The 14,972-nt window shown below is 68.5% G+C and carries 14 protein-coding genes; 12 read left to right on the top strand and 2 right to left on the bottom strand.

The annotated features are described in order from the left end of the window. Nucleotides 1-209: 209 nt before the first annotated feature. The 12 genes from EC839_RS04300 (at nt 210) to EC839_RS04355 (ending at nt 11,742) form a co-directional block, all read left to right on the top strand. Nucleotides 210-1,211: a substrate-binding domain-containing protein gene (locus EC839_RS04300; protein ID WP_132832217.1), complete on the top strand. Its 1,002-nt coding sequence runs from the start codon at nt 210-212 to the stop codon at nt 1,209-1,211. A gap of 35 nt (nt 1,212-1,246) precedes the next feature. Continuing rightward, entirely contained in the window at nt 1,247-2,221 is a 975-nt protein-coding gene (locus tag EC839_RS04305) for an ABC transporter substrate-binding protein (RefSeq protein ID WP_177416685.1), read from the top strand. A gap of 1 nt (nt 2,222) precedes the next feature. After that, nucleotides 2,223-3,080, top strand: a complete 858-nt coding sequence (locus EC839_RS04310; RefSeq protein WP_132832219.1) for an ABC transporter permease — start codon at nt 2,223-2,225, stop codon at nt 3,078-3,080. Then, entirely contained in the window at nt 3,077-3,871 is a 795-nt protein-coding gene (locus EC839_RS04315) for an ABC transporter permease (protein ID WP_132832220.1), read from the top strand. The genes EC839_RS04310 and EC839_RS04315 overlap by 4 nt, the downstream gene beginning before the upstream one ends. Next, nucleotides 3,868-4,899 (top strand): ABC transporter ATP-binding protein, encoded by a 1,032-nt coding sequence (locus EC839_RS04320; protein ID WP_132832221.1) that lies wholly within the window; start codon nt 3,868-3,870, stop codon nt 4,897-4,899. The genes EC839_RS04315 and EC839_RS04320 overlap by 4 nt, the downstream gene beginning before the upstream one ends. Nucleotides 4,900-4,907: 8 nt before the next feature. Next, nucleotides 4,908-5,735, top strand: a complete 828-nt coding sequence (locus EC839_RS04325) for a phosphodiesterase (RefSeq protein ID WP_132832222.1) — start codon at nt 4,908-4,910, stop codon at nt 5,733-5,735. Between the two features lie 179 nt (nt 5,736-5,914). Further along, the gene (locus tag EC839_RS04330; RefSeq protein WP_132832223.1) at nt 5,915-6,601 is read left to right on the top strand and encodes a GntR family transcriptional regulator; all 687 of its coding nucleotides are present in this window, start codon (nt 5,915-5,917) and stop codon (nt 6,599-6,601) included. A gap of 40 nt (nt 6,602-6,641) precedes the next feature. After that, nucleotides 6,642-7,448: an ABC transporter substrate-binding protein gene (locus EC839_RS04335; protein WP_132832224.1), complete on the top strand. Its 807-nt coding sequence runs from the start codon at nt 6,642-6,644 to the stop codon at nt 7,446-7,448. A 12-nt stretch (nt 7,449-7,460) separates the two neighbouring features. Next, nucleotides 7,461-8,228 (top strand): amino acid ABC transporter permease, encoded by a 768-nt coding sequence (locus EC839_RS04340; RefSeq protein WP_132832225.1) that lies wholly within the window; start codon nt 7,461-7,463, stop codon nt 8,226-8,228. Nucleotides 8,229-8,230: 2 nt separating this feature from the next. Beyond that, a complete protein-coding gene (locus EC839_RS04345; RefSeq protein WP_132832226.1) occupies nt 8,231-9,007 on the top strand; it encodes an amino acid ABC transporter ATP-binding protein in 777 nt (258 codons plus the stop codon). 13 nt (nt 9,008-9,020) lie between these two features. Further along, nucleotides 9,021-10,109 (top strand): polyamine ABC transporter substrate-binding protein, encoded by a 1,089-nt coding sequence (locus EC839_RS04350; RefSeq protein WP_132832227.1) that lies wholly within the window; start codon nt 9,021-9,023, stop codon nt 10,107-10,109. Nucleotides 10,110-10,125: 16 nt separating this feature from the next. Continuing rightward, a complete protein-coding gene (locus EC839_RS04355; protein ID WP_132832228.1) occupies nt 10,126-11,742 on the top strand; it encodes a gamma-glutamyltransferase family protein in 1,617 nt (538 codons plus the stop codon). Between the two features lie 41 nt (nt 11,743-11,783). On the opposite strand, the gene EC839_RS04360 is transcribed toward EC839_RS04355, so the two are convergent. Together EC839_RS04360 and EC839_RS04365 are read right to left on the bottom strand one after the other, a co-directional pair. Further along, nucleotides 11,784-13,985 carry an OsmC domain/YcaO domain-containing protein gene (locus EC839_RS04360; RefSeq protein WP_132832229.1) on the bottom strand — a complete coding sequence of 734 codons (2,202 nt, stop codon included), beginning with the start codon at nt 13,983-13,985 and terminating at the stop codon, nt 11,784-11,786. Nucleotides 13,986-14,082: 97 nt separating this feature from the next. Next, on the bottom strand, nt 14,083-14,961 hold the full coding sequence (locus tag EC839_RS04365; RefSeq protein WP_132832230.1) for a LysR family transcriptional regulator: 879 nt from the start codon (nt 14,959-14,961) through the stop codon (nt 14,083-14,085). Nucleotides 14,962-14,972 lie beyond the last annotated feature (11 nt).

Below are 14,972 nucleotides of genomic sequence, written 5' to 3' on the forward strand. Positions count from 1 at the left end.
TAATCTAGGCGCGCCACCCCATCCCAGCCATCGAAACGATGGACGTTTGGCTATACCAAGGTATATCCCGCCCTCGCCTGCTGCCCTGCGCGCCGGAGGACCTACCGGAGCCCGGTGCCAGAGCAGAAGCTTCATCTCGCTGTCATCGTCCCGACATCTGCCGCCGGCATTGTCTGCGCCCAATGAGATCGATCTCAAACGAGGCCGGCATGACCGATCTGAAACAGGTAGCGCAACAGGCGGGAGTCTCCCGGGCCACCGCGGCCCGCGCCTTCGCCACCCCCGAGCAGGTGCGTGAGAGCACCCGGCAGCGGGTGCTGGACGCCGCGCGCAGGCTCAATTTCCGCCCCAACCTGCTGGGTCGCCAGCTGCGCCAGCAGAGCACCCGGCTGATCGGCGTGGTGGTGCCCAGCCTGCTCAACCCGGTGTTCGCCGAACAGTTGCACGCCATGGAGCGCACCGCGCGCAGCCAGGGCTATTCGCTGGTTATCGCCACCACCGACTACCAGCCCGAGCGCGAGGCGGCGGTGGTGGAGGAACTGCTGCGCCAGCGCGTCGCCGGCCTGGTACTGACAGTGGCCGATGCCGACCGCAGCGAGGTGCTGGCCGAGCTGAGCCAGGAGCAGACGCCTTTCATCCTGGCCTATCACGAACCCCAGCACCCCTATGCGGCGGTGGCGGTGGACAACCGCCAGGGCATGGCCATGGCCACCGAGCACCTGCTCGGCCTGGGACACCGCCGCATCGCCCTGGTCTCGGGACCGGCCCAGCAATCGGATCGCAGCGAGCGCCGGTTCGCCGGCTATTGCCAGGCCATGGCCGCCGGCGGCCTGCCGACGCTGCCGCGCCTGGAACTGGCCAGCCACACCGACGCCGACTGGGCGGAGCTGGCGCCGCTGCTGGAGCGCTACGCCCCGACCGCCCTGCTCTGCACCAACGATCTGCTGGCCATCAGCGTCATCGCCGAACTGCAGCGCCACGGGGTGCCCGTGCCCGCCGACCTCTCGGTGGTGGGCTTCGACGGCATCGCCATGGGCGCCCGCCTCGAGCCCAGCCTGTGCAGCGTCATGCAGCCCTTGCAGAGCCTGGGCGCCGTGCTCGTCACCGAATTGCTGGCGCTGATCGCCGGCAGTGCCACCCACCAGCAGTGTCTGCCCTGCCTCGTCCGTCCCGGCACCAGTGCCGGCCCCTTGAAGGAGCCCTACCGATGAAATCCCTCTTCCCCGTGCGTCGCCTCCTGGCCGGCATGGTCCTGGCCTGTGGCCTGGCCAGCGCCCAGGCCGCCGAAACCGCCATCTGCTACAACTGCCCGCTGGAGTGGGCCGACTGGGGCGCCCAGCTCAAGGCCATCGCCGCCGACACCGGCATCAAGGTCCCCCAGGACAACAAGAATTCCGGCCAGTCGCTGGCCCAGCTGGTGGCCGAACGCGAAGCCCCGGTGGCCGACGTCGTCTACTACGGGGTGACCTTCGGCATCCAGGCCGACAAGGCCGGGGTGCTGCAGCCCTACCAGCCCAAGCACTGGGACCAGGTCCCGGCCGGCCTCAAGGACCCCAAGGGTGAATGGACCGCCATCCATTCCGGCACCCTCGGTTTCATGGTCAACACCCAGGCCCTGGGCGGCAAGCCGGTGCCGCAGCGCTGGGCCGACCTGCTCAAGCCAGAGTACCGCGGCCTGGTGGGCTACCTGGATCCGTCCAGCGCCTTCGTCGGCTACGTCACCGCGGTGGCGCTGAACCAGGCCCTGGGCGGCAACCTCGACGACTTCGGCCCGGCCATGGCCTTCTTCAAGAAGCTGGCCGCCAACGATCCCATCGTGCCAAAGCAGACCGCCTATGCCCGCCTGCTCTCCGGCGAGATTCCGATCCTGGTCGACTACGACTTCAACGCCTACCGCGCCCGCTACAAGGACAACGCCCCGGTGGCCTTCGTCATCCCCCAGGAAGGCAGCCTGACCGTGCCCTACACCATGAGCCTGGTGAAGGGCGCGCCGCATCGCGCCAATGGCGAGAAGGTGCTGGACTACGTGCTGTCGGACAAGGGTCAGGCGCTCTGGGCCCAGGCCTATCTGCGGCCGGTGCGGGACGTGCCGCTGCCGGCCGAGGTGAAGGCGCGCTTCCTGCCCGCCGCCGACTATGCCCGCGCCGGTACCGTCGACTACGGTCACATGGCGGCGGTCCAGGAAGCCTTCGCCAAGCGTTACCAGGCCGAGGTGCGCTGAGATGCAGGGCCTCGCCGTTTCCCTCGGGCGCCGCCGGGTGCCGCGTCGGCTGCCCTGGCCGGTGCTCGTCGCCCTGGCACCGGCGAGCGCCTTCCTGCTGGCCTTCTGGCTGCTGCCGCTGGCGCAGCTGCTGGTGCTCGGCGCCCGCCCGGACGCCGCCGGCAGCTCCGGCTACTGGCAGGTGCTGACCAGCGCTGGCTATCTGTCCGGACTCGCCCAGACGGTGGTCCTGGCCGCCGTCACCACGCTGGCCACCCTGCTGGTGGCCGGCATCGCCGGTTGCTTCCTGGCGCGCCACGCCTTCGTCGGCCGCAGCCTGCTGGTGGCCCTGCTGACCTTTCCGCTGGCCTTTCCGGGCGTGGTGGTGGGCTTCCTGATCATCCTGCTGGGTGGTCGCCAGGGCCTGTTCGCCGGTCTCGGCCGCAGCCTGTTCGATGAACCCTGGGTGTTCGCCTATTCGCTGTTCGGGCTGTTTCTCGGCTATCTCTATTTCTCCATCCCGCGGGTGATCCTCACGGTGATGGCGGCCTGCGAGACCCTCGACACCAGCCTTGAAGAAGCCGCCCGCTCCCTGGGGGCCGGACTCTTCGCCGTGGTGCGCGATGTGCTGATCCCCGGCCTGACCCCGGCGCTGCTGTCCAGCGGCGCGCTGTGCTTCGCCACCGCCATGGGCGCCTTCGGCACCGCCTTCACCCTGGGCACGCGGCTGGCGGTGACGCCCATCGCCATCTACGACACCTTCACCAACTTCGCCAATTTCGGCGTCGCCGCGGCGCTCTCGGTGGTGCTCGGCCTCGTTACCTGGCTGGTCCTGCTGCTGGCTAGGCGCCTCGGCGGCGCCCAGGGAGACCTGCGATGAATCGACCCCTGCGCTTCTGGCTGCAACTGCTGTTCACCCTGCTGGTGGCGGCCTTCCTGCTGGTGCCGGTGCTGCTCTCGCTGCTGGCCGGCCTCACTCGCAACTACTTCCAGGGCCTCGCCAGCGGCCTCACCCTCGACTGGGTGATCCAGGTCTGGCAGGCCTACGCCCCCACCGTCTGGCTGTCGCTGCAACTGGCGCTGGGCACGGCGGTCCTCGCGGTGGTGCTCGGCGTCCCGGCGGCCTATGCCCTGGTGCGCCTGGACAACCGCTTCGCCCGCGCCTTCGAGGAGTTGCTGGTGTTGCCGGTGGCCATGCCCGGCTTCGCCTCGGCGCTGGCGCTGCTGCTGACCTACGGCCACCTTGGCGGCTTTCGCCGCAGCTCGGCGATCATCCTGGTGGGTCACCTGCTGTTCACCCTGCCCTTCCTGATCCGCCCGGTGATGGCGGTGCTCAGACGCAGCCAGCTGCCGCTGCTGGAAGAAGCCGCCGCCAGTCTCGGCGCCGGTCCCTGGCGACGCTTCTTCGGCGTGGTGGTGCCCAATGCCCGCGCCGGCATCCTCGCCGGCAGCCTCATGGTGATCACCCTGTCGCTGGGTGAATTCAACCTCACCTGGATGCTGCACACGCCCCTGACCAAGACCCTGCCGGTGGGCCTGGCCGACAGCTACGCCTCGGCGCGGCTGGAGGTGGGTTCCGCATACACCCTGATCTTCCTCTTGCTGATCGTGCCGCTGCTGGTCGCCCTCCAGACTCTCAGCGCCCGCCTCTCCCGTGGAGCCCTGCGATGACCCAAGGTACCGCCGTTCGCCTGCGCCACTGCGCCAAGACCTTTGCCGGAGGCCGCCAGGTGCTGCAGCCCCTGGACCTCGACATCCACCCGGGCGAGACCCTGGTGTTCCTCGGCCCGTCCGGCTGCGGCAAGACCACCACCCTGCGGCTGATCGCCGGCCTGGAGCAGCCCGATGCCGGTGGCCAGGTACTGTTCGACGACCGCGACGTCACCGGCCTGCCCATCGAACGGCGCGACGTCGGCATGGTGTTCCAGAACTATGCCCTGTTTCCCAACCTGGACGTGGCCGGCAACATCGCTTACGGCCTGAAGATTCGTGGCCTGCCGCGCGCCGAGCGGGATACCCGGGTCGCCGAGCTGCTGGTCATGATGCACCTCGAAGCCCTGGCCGACCGCCGCATCCAGCAGCTGTCCGGCGGCCAGCGCCAGCGCGTGGCCCTGGCCCGGGCGCTGGCACCGCGTCCCCGGGTGCTGCTGTTCGACGAACCCCTGGCGGCGCTGGACGCCCAGTTGCGCGAGCAGTTGCGGGCCGACATCGGCGCGCTGCTGCGCGAACTCGGCACCACCGCCGTCTACGTCACCCATGACCAGCAGGAAGCCCTGGCCCTGGGCGATCGCATCGTGGTGATGGGCGAAGGCCGCATCGCCCAGATCGGCACCCCGACGCAGATCTACCAGCGCCCGGCCAGTCGCTTCGTCGCCGGTTTCGTCGGCCAGCTCAATTGCTTCGAGGTCCGCGGCCAGAGCGGCGCCGAAGTGGCGGTCGCCGGCGGGCGGCTGCCCTGGACCGGCGCCGCCAGCACCCTGTTCTGTCGTCCGGAACACCTGGAGCCGAGCCCGACGCCCGCGCACCTGACCGGGATCCTGGTCGGGCAGTTCTTCCAGGGCGCCCATTCGCGGCTGCTGGTGGAGGTGGGCACCGGCCAGCCGCTGCTGGTGGACACCGCCCAGCCCCTGCAGGCGCAACCGGGCGACCTGCTGCACCTGAACGTGCGCCCCGACGCCCTCTTCACCCTGGCTTCTTAGGAGACCCCATGCACGCGCCCTTCCTGCTGGCCCAGCTCAGCGACCTGCACATCAAGGCCGGCGGCCGGCTGTCCTACGGGGTGGTCGATACCCTCGGCGCCCTGCGCCTGGCGGTGGACCGCCTCAACGCCTTGCAACCGCGCCCGGACGCCCTGGTCATCACCGGCGACCTGGTGGACTTCGGCACCCCCGAGGAATACGCCACCCTGCGCGAGGCGCTGGCCGAACTGGCCATGCCCTTCTTCGTCATCCCCGGCAATCACGACGACCGCGCCGCCCTGCGCGCCGCCTTCGCCGATCACCCCTATCTGCCGGCGCAGGGCACCCTGGACTGGCAGCAGGACTGCGGCCCACTGCGGCTGATCGGCCTGGATACCCACATCCCCGGCGAACACGGCGGGCGTCTCGACGCCAGGCAACTGGCCTGGCTCGACGACCAGCTCGGCCAGGCACCCGAACAGCCGACCCTGGTGCTGCTGCATCACCCGCCGTTCCCGGTCGGCATCGGCCATATGGATCGCATCGGGCTGGCCGGCGGCGCCGAACTGGAAGCGGTGATCCGCCGTCATCCCCAGGTGGAGCGGCTGCTCTGCGGGCATCTGCACCGGCTGATCCAGCGCCGCTTCGGCGGCACCCTGGCCTGCGTCTGCCCGGGCGTGTCGCACCAGGTCGATCTGGACCTGCGCGCGGCGGCGCCGTCGCGCTTCCGCCTGGAGCCGCCGGGCCTGCTGCTGCATCGCTGGGCGGACGAAGCCCTGGTGACCCACTATCTGCCGCTGGGCAACTATCCCGGGCCCTACCCCTTCTTCGCCGCCGATGGCCAGTTGCTGGACTGACGCCGCCCCGTTTCGGGGCCTGGGGTAGCAAGGAGGCCGCACCTGCGACCCAGGCTGGTGCAAAAGGTAACGTTAGCGTCGGACCGCTCTGCCTCGCGTCCCAGCGCTGGCAGGCCCTGCGTTCCCTGGCATGGGCCTTGCCTTGGCAGATTGGATACAAAAATCCAGGAAGCCAGTCCATGCCGCTCTCCGCCCTGTCCCGCTCCACTGCCCTGAGCGCCGAAGAAGAGGCCTATCGCCATCTGCTGCAGGCCATCTGCGCCGGGCGCTACCGCAATGGCGAACGGCTGATCGCCGAGGACATCGCCACCACCCTGGGCATGAGTCGCATGCCGGTGCGCAGCGCCTTCCAGCGCCTCGCCGCCGAAGGCCTGGTGATCCTCCGGCCGCATCGCGGCGCGGTGGTCAGCGGCCTGGACCTGGACGACATGCGCGAGGTGTTCGAGATGCGCAGCGCCCTCGAAGGCCTGGCCATCCGCCTGGCCACGCCCCATGTCGGCCCCCGCGAGATGACGCGCCTGGAGCGCCTGCTGGAAGACCTGGACGACGAGCAGGAGCCCGGCGCCTGGGTCGCCCAGCACCGCGCCTTCCACGAATACCTGTGCAGCCTGGCCGGCCGGCCGCGGCTGCTGCGCCAGATCAACGGCCTCTATGCCCTGATCGAGCCGCACATGCAGCTCTGGCTGCACGCCGACCGGCCCCAGTCGGCCCGCGACGAGCACACGCCCATCCTCGCCGCCCTGCGCGCCGGCGATGCCGCCGAGGCCGAGCGGGTGTTGCGCGAGCACATCGAGGGCACGGTGCCCGACCTGCTGACCTTTATCGAACGATCGGGCGACCAGACCCGAAGTGCGCTCCCGCGCTGAGCCATCCGCCCTGCCCACCCCCGTCCTTCCGGAGAAGACCATGACCCGCCACCGGCTTTCCTGCAGTCTGCTCGCCCTGACCCTCGCTGCCGGCTTCACCCAGGCCGCACCCCAGATCCCCGAGCGCCTGGCCAAGGCGTCCAAGATCACCTATTGCGGCGCCCTCGATACCCCGCCGATCGGCTTCTTCGACGAAGCCCAGAAGCCCAAGGGCCTTACCGTCGACCTGGGCGCCGAGATCGCCAGGCGTCTCGGCGACAAGAAGGTCGACTGGCGCGTGGTGCCCTTCTCCGGCCTGATCCCCGCGCTGCTGGCCGGCCAGTGCGATCTGCTGATCGATCAGCTGTTCGACAAGCCCGAGCGCCGTCAGGTGATCGACATCGTCAACTACATGTATTCCAGCCAGGCGGTGGTGGTACCGGCCGGCAACAAGGCGGGCATCCATACCCTGGACGACCTCGCCGGCAGGAAGGTGGCGGTGCTCAATGGCTCCACCATCCGCACCCTGCTCGACGCCCACAACGAAGAACTGAAGAAGGCCGGCAAGGCGCCCATGAAGCTGGTGGCCTACAACAGCGACACCGACGCCTTCCAGGCCCTGCGCCTGGGCCAGACCGACGCCTACGGCACCACGGTGGAAACCGCCGCCTACTACCAGGGCGTGGCGCCCGGGCAGTTCGAGACCGGCGTGCCGGCCTTCGCCCGCATCCTCACCGGGATCGGCGTGCGCAAGGACGACAGCCAGCTCAGCAGCGCCCTCACCCAGATCCTCGCCGACATGAAGGCCGATGGCAGCTACGCCACCCTCATGGCCAAGTGGCACCTGGAAGGCGACAAGCTCGATTAAGGGACGGCCACGATGAACTTCAGCTGGGATGTGTTCTGGCAGTACCTGCTGCACCCGAGCGACGTCTACCTCTACGGCCTCGGGCTGACCTGCGTCATCGCCATCGGCGCCATGCTGCTGGGCTGCGCGCTCGGCCTGCTGGCGGCGCTGGCACGGCTGTCGCGCTACCGGGCGCTGCAATACCCGGTGCGCTTCTATGTCTGGCTGATGCGCGGCACGCCGCTGCTGGTGCAGATCGTCTTCCTCTACACGGCCCTGGCGGCCGGCGGCATCTTTCGCTTCGAGGACCTGGACCTGGGCTTCCTGGTGATCCCGGGCAACATCCAGGCGGCCATCATCGCCCTGGGCCTCAACGAAGGCGCCTACATGGCCGAGATCATCCGCGCCGGCATCGGTGCGGTGGATCGCGGCCAGTACGAGGCGGCGCGCTCCCTGGGCATGACGCCGGCCAAGCTGATGCGCCGCATCGTGCTGCCCCAGGCGCTGCGGGTGATCATTCCGCCGCTCGGCAACGAGTTCAACGTGATGCTCAAGAACACCACCCTGGTCAGCGTCATCGGGGTGCAGGAGCTGCTGCTCAGCACCCAGATGATCACCTCGGCGACCTTCCGCGTCTTCGAGCTGTACCTGGTGGTGGCCATCTACTTCCTGGTCCTGACCACCCTCTGGGGCTTCTTCCAGGCCTGGCTTGAGCGGCGCTTCGGCAAGGCCGACGGTCACCGACCCACCGCCACCGGCCGGCTGTTCAGCCTGCAGGGCTTCAAGCTACGGGGACGCTAGCCATGACGACCACGCAAGAATCCGTGATCCAGGCGCTGGAGGTGCACAAGGCCTTCGGCGAGCTGGAGATCCTCAAGGGCGTGAGCCTGGAAGTGCGCCGTGGCGAGGTGGTGGTGCTGATCGGCGCCTCCGGCTCGGGCAAGACCACCTTCATCCGCTGCCTCAACCACCTGGAGGACATCCAGGGCGGCACCATCCGCGTCAACGGCGAGCTGATGGGCTTTCGCGAGCGTCCCGATGGATCGAGAGTCAGGGACTCCGAGCGCAACATCGCCCGTCGCCGCCGCGACATCGGCATGGTGTTCCAGAGGTTCAATCTGTTCCCACACATGACGGTGCTGGAAAACATCATCGAGGCGCCCATCCAGGTGCTGGGCGTGGCGCGCGCCGCCGCCGTGGAGCAGGCGCGCGCCCTGCTCGCCCGGGTACGGCTGTCCGACAAGGCCGACCACTATCCGGCGCAACTCTCCGGCGGCCAGCAGCAGCGTGTCGCCATCGCCCGCGCCCTGGCCATGAAGCCCCAGGCCATGCTGTTCGACGAACCCACCAGCGCCCTCGACCCGGAAACCGTCGGCGAGGTGCTGCAGGTGATGAAGGAGCTGGCCGAGGACGGCATGACCATGGTGGTGGTGACCCACGAGATGGGCTTCGCCCGCGAGGTGGCCGATCGCGTGGTGGTGCTGCACCAGGGCGAATTGATCGAGGAAGGCCCGCCCGCCCAGGTGTTCGGCAATCCCACCCATCCGCGCACCCGCGAATTTCTCAGTCGCGTGCTCTAGACCGGAGATCCCCATGGCCGTTCGTCCCCTGCTGGCCGCCCTCGCCCTCTGCCTGGCGCCCCTGGCCCAGGCCGCCGAGTCCGAGGTGCGCTTCTACAACTGGTCGGACTACATAGGTCCGGACACCCTCAAGCAGTTCACCCAGGCCAGCGGCGTCCAGGTGCGCTACGACGTCTTCGACACCAACGAGATGCTCGAAGCCAAGTTACTGTCGGGCCATTCCGGCTATGACCTGGTGGTGCCGTCCAACCAGTTCCTCACCAAGCAGATCAAGGCAGGCGCCTACCAGCCGCTGGATCGCAGCCGACTGCCTAATTGGCAGCATTTGGATCCACGGCTCATGCAGCGCCTGGAAGCGGCCGATCCCGGCAACCGCTACGCCGTGCCCTATCTCTGGGGCACCGTGGGCATCGGCTACAACGCCGCCAAGGTCCGCGCCGCCCTGGGCGATGCCGCCCCGGTGGATTCCTGGGACCTGCTGTTCAAGCCGGAGAATCTGGCCAGGCTCAAGGACTGCGGGGTGGCGCTGCTCGATGCGCCGCAAAAGGTCTTCGCCCAGACCCTGCACTACCTGGGCCTGGACCCCAACAGCCAGAAGCCCGAGGACTACCGCAAGGCCTCGGCGCTGCTGCAGCAGCTCAAGCCCTCGGTGACCTATTTCAGCTCCAGCAAGTACATCACCGACCTGGCCAACGGCGACGTCTGCGTGGCCATGGGCTATTCTGGCGATGTCATGCAGGCCCAGAGCCGCGCCAGGGAAGCGGGCAAGGCCAGCGACGTGCGCTACGTGATTCCCAGGGAAGGCGCCAACCTCTGGTTCGACATGCTGGCCATCCCCAAGGACGCCAAGAATCCCCAGGGCGCCCTCGCGCTGATCGACTACCTGCTACGCCCCGAGGTGATCGCCCCGGTCAGCGACTACGTCGGCTACGCCAATCCCAACCGCGACGCCACCGCCCTGCTCGATGCCAAGGTGCGCGACAACCCGGGCATCTACCCGAGCGCGGCCATCGCCGAGCGCCTCTACGTCTCCGCCGATCTGCCCCCGCAGATCCAGCGGCTGATGACCCGCGAGTGGACCCGCATCAAGACCGGACAATGACCTCGAAGAGCCTGCCATGCTGAATTTCTCCGCCCACGACTACCCTTACGCCTCGCAACGCCAGAGCGTCTTCGCCCGCAATGGCATGGTCGCCACCTCCCAGCCGCTCGCCGCCGAGGCCGGCATCGCCATGCTGCGCCAGGGCGGCAACGCCATCGACGCGGCCATCGCCACCGCCGCGGCCCTGACCGTGGTGGAACCCACCGGCAATGCCATCGGCGGCGACGCCTTCGCCCTGGTCTGGGTCAAGGACAGGCTGCACGGCCTGGATGCCAGCGGTCATGCCCCGGCCAGCCTGGACATCGCCACGGTCAAGGCCGCCGGCCTCGAACGTATGCCGGTGCACGGCTGGCTGCCGGTCACGGTGCCGGGCTGCCCGGCGGCCTGGGCCGAGCTGTCGCGGCGTTTCGGCAAGCTGCCCTTCGCCACCCTGTTCGAGCCCGCCATCGCCCTGGCCCGCGATGGCTTCCCGGTCTCGCCAGTGGTCGCCCACCAGTGGCGCATCGCCCAGGCCGAGTACCAGGCCAGCCGGGACCAGGCGCCTGAGCTTGCGGCCTGGTTCGATACCTTTCTCATCGACGGCAAGGCCCCCGTCGCCGGCCAGCTGTTTCGCAATCCGGCCCAGGCGCGCACCCTGGAGGAATTGGCGCAGACCCGCTGCGAGAGTTTCTACCGCGGCGCCCTCGCCCAGCGGCTGGCCGAGCATGCCGCCGCCAGCGGCGGCCAGCTGAGCGCGGCTGACCTGGCCGGCTACCAGCCGCGCTGGGTGGAGCCGATCAAGATCGACTACCGCGGCTATCAGGTGTGGGAGATCCCGCCGAGCGGCCAGGGCCTGATCGCCCTCATGACCCTGAACATCCTCAAGGGCTATGACTTCGACCAGCGCGACAGCCAGCTCACCTGGCACCGCCAGCTGGAGGCCATGAAGAAGGCCTATGCCGACGGCCTGCACTACATCACCGATCCCGAGCACATGAGAGTCGCCGCCAGCGTCCTGCTGGACGACGCCTATGCCGAGCGCCGTCGCGCCGAGATCACCGACCAAGCCCAGCCGCCGCTGCACGGCGATCCCCAGGCCAGCGGCACCGTCTACATCGCCACCGCCGATGGCGAGGGCAACATGGTGTCCTTCATCCAGAGCGCCTACCACGGCTTCGGCTCCGGCGTGGTGCTGCCCGACAGTGGCATCGGCTTGCAGAATCGCGGCTCGGAATTCAGCCTGGATGCCGCGCATTCCAACGCGCTGGCGCCGGGCAAGCAGACCTTCCACACCATCATCCCGGGTTTCCTGACCAAGGGTGACGTGCCCATCGGGCCCTTTGGCGTCATGGGGGGCTACATGCAGCCCCAGGGGCATGTGCAGATGGTGATGAACCTGGTGGACTTCGGCCTGAATCCCCAGGCGGCGCTGGACGCGCCGCGCTGGCAGTGGCTGGGGGAGATGAAGGTCGGCATCGAACAGGCGGCTTCCCGCGCCCTGGCCAGTGGTCTGGCGCGGCGCGGCCACCAGATCGAGATCGCCCACGACTCCACCGACTTCGGTCGCGGCCAGATCATCGTCCGCGATCCGGAAACCGGCGTGCTCTGCGGCGGCACCGAGCCGCGCGCGGATTCCCATATCGCGGTCTGCTGACCGCCGGGAAGGCCCCGCCCGGCTACGGGCGGGGCGCTACCTCAGAGCGCGATCCCGGCCGCCCGGGCCCGTGCCGCGTGCAGCTTGCGATAGCTGTCGATCAGCCGCAGGTGCTTGTCGATACCTTCCAGCTTGAGGCTGGTGGGCGTCAGGCCGTGGAAGCGCACCTCGCCCGACACCGAACCCAGGGCGGCGTCCAGCCGTTCGTTGCCGAACATGCGCCGGAAGTTGACCTCGAAGTCGGCCAGCTCTAGTTCGTCGTCCATCTCCACTTCCAGCACCGCATTGAGCGCCTGGTAGAACAGGCCGCGCTCCAGGGTGTTGTCGTTGAACTGGAGGAAGGTCTCGACCTCTTCCTTGGCCTCTTCGAATTGCTGCAGCGCCAGGTGGATGAGCAGCTTGAGTTCCAGCAGGGTCAGCTGGCCCCAGACGGTGTTCTCGTCGAATTCCACGCCGATCAGGGTGGCGATACGGGTGTAGTCGTCCACCTGGGTGTCGTCCAGGCGTTCGAGCAGGGATTCCAGGGCCGCATCGTCCAGGCGGTGCAGGTTGAGGATGTCCTCGCGCACCGGCAGGGCCTTGTTGGTGTTGTCCCAGATCAGGTCCTCGACCGGATAGATCTCCGAATAGCCGGGCACCAGGATGCGACAGGCCGGCGCGCCCAGCTCTTCGTACACCGCCATGTAGGCCTCCAGGTCCCGCTCGGCGAGGATGCCGAACAGGGTGGCGGCCTCCTGGGCGGTGGCGTCTTCGCCCTCGCTGGAAAAGTCCCAGTCGACGAACTCATGGTCGGCCTTGGCGCTGAAGAAGCGCCAGGAGACCAGGCCGCTGGAATCGATGAAGTGCTCGACGAAGTTGTTCGGCTCCATCAACGCCTGGCTCTCGAAGGTCGGCTGTGGCAGGTCGTTCAGGCCCTCGAAGCTGCGGCCCTGCAGCAGCTCGGTGAGGCTGCGCTCCAGGGCGATCTCCAGGCGCGGATGGGCGCCGAAGGAGGCGAACACCCCACCGGTGCGCGGATTCATCAGGGTCACGCACATTACCGGGAATTCGCCACCCAGGGAGGCGTCCTTGACCAGCACCGGGAAGCCCTGGGCTTCCAGGCCGCGGATGCCCTCGACGATGGCGGGATAGCGGGCCAGCACCGCCTCGGGTACGTCGGGCAACGCCAGCTCGCCTTCGAGGATCTCGCGCTTCACCGCCCGCTCGAAGATCTCCGACAGGCACTGCACCTGGGCTTCGGCCAGGGTGTTGCCGGCGCTCATGCCGTTGCTGAGGTAGAGGTTCTCGATCAGGTTCGAGGGGAAGTACACCACCTCGCCGTCGGACTGGCGCACGAAGGGCAACGCGCAGATGCCGCGCGCCACGTTGCCGGAATTGGTGTCGTGCAGGTGCGAGGCGCGCAGTTCGCCTTCCGGGTCGTAGAGCTTGCGGCAATGGCGGTCGAGGATCTCCCGGGGCAGCGCATCCTTGGGCCCCGGCTGGAACCAGCGCTCGTCGGGATGGTGGACGAAGGCAGCCTGGCCGATAGCCTCGCCCCAATACTGGTCGTTGTAGAAGAAGTTGCAGTTGAGGCGCTCGATGAATTCGCCCAGCGCCGAGGCCAGGGCCGCTTCCTTGGTCGCGCCCTTGCCATTGGTGAAGCACAGCGCCGACTGCACGTCGCGCAGGTGCAGCGACCAGACGTTGGGCACGATGTTGCGCCAGGAGGCGATCTCCACCTTCATGCCCAGCTCGGCGAGGATGCCGGAGAGCTTGGCGATGGTCTCTTCCAGCGGCCGGTCCTTGCCAGGGATGTAGGTCTGGCTGCCGGTATCGCTGGGCAACAGCAGGGCCTGGGCATCGGCGTCGAGGCTTTCCACCGCCTCGATGATGAAATCGGGGCCGGCCTGCACCGCCTTCTTCACCGTGCAGCGATCGATGGATCTGAGGATCCCCTGGCGGTCCTTGTCGGAGAGGTCGGCGGGCAGCTCCACCTGGATCTTGAAGGTCTGCTTGTAGCGATTCTCCGGGTCGACGATGTTGCTCTGCGCCAGGCGGATGTTGTCGGTGGGGATGTCGCGGGTCTGGCAGTAGAGCTTGACGAAATAGGCCGCGCAGAGCGCCGAGGACGCCAGGAAATAGTCGAAGGGCCCCGGAGCCGAGCCGTCACCCTTGTAGCGGATGGGCTGATCGGCGATCACCGAGAAGTCGTCGAACTTGGCCTCGAGCCTCAGGTTGTCGAGAAAATTGACCTTGATTTCCATGCACAGCATTCCGGTTTGGAGACAGAGTGGCCGCCATTATCCGGACAAAGGGCCGTGGGTGATACGCAGGCTGTCGTCTGATGGTCAGCGGACCCCGCTAGTCCAGCCGAAAGCTCCCGTCCGGATAGCGCGCGCAGAGGAAGTCGACGAAGGCCCTGACCTTGGGGCTCTGCAATCGCCGCGAGGTGTGCAGCACCCAGAGTTCGGTCTCGCCGGCCAGGGTGCCCCAGCGCCTTAGCGCGCCCTGCTCCAGCTCGCGTTGCACCAGCGACAGGGGCAACAGCGCCGCACCCGCCCCGGCGAGGACCGCCTCGCGGATGGTCAGCAGCGAGGTCAGCTGCACCACCGGCTGGGGCCGGAAAGCCGCCCCGTCCTCCGCCAGCGTCCAGATCTCCCCATCGCGCTGGCCGGGCATGACCACCGCCGGCAGCGGTACGGGTTCGGCAGCGGACCCCGGAGGAGGATCGAGGCCGGGGGCCGCCACCAGCACCCTTTGATCTCGGGCGAAGCAGCGCCCCACCAGGCGGCTGTCGGCCGCCGGATTGATGCGGATGGCCAGGTCGAAGTGCTCGTCCACCAGATCGGCCAGGCGATCCTCGGCCACCGCCTCGATCAGGATCTCCGGATACTGCCGCCGGAAATCCGCACTCAGGCGTCCCAGCGCCACCTGGGAAAACAGCAGCGGCGCCGCGATGCGCAACCGCCCGCGCGGCACCGCCACTCCCTCCTGCACCGCCGCCAGCGCCTCCTGCAATTCGCGCAGCGGCCCCAGGGTCCGGGCCGCCAGGTCGGTACCGGCCGGCGTCAGGACGAGGCTGCGCCCACCGCGCTCGATCAGCCTGACGCCCAGGACGACTTCCAGTTCGGCCAGTCGTCGCGACAGGCTGGCCTTGGGTCGGCCGCTGGCGCGACTGGCCTTGCCAATGCCGCCGTGAGTGGCGATGAGCTGAAAGTCGACGAGCAAACCGAAGTCCATGAGACTGTCTC

It is taken from the genome of Pseudomonas sp. JUb52, from assembly GCF_004341115.1.
GTDB classification, from domain to species: Bacteria; Pseudomonadota; Gammaproteobacteria; order Pseudomonadales; family Pseudomonadaceae; genus Chryseomonas; species Chryseomonas oryzihabitans.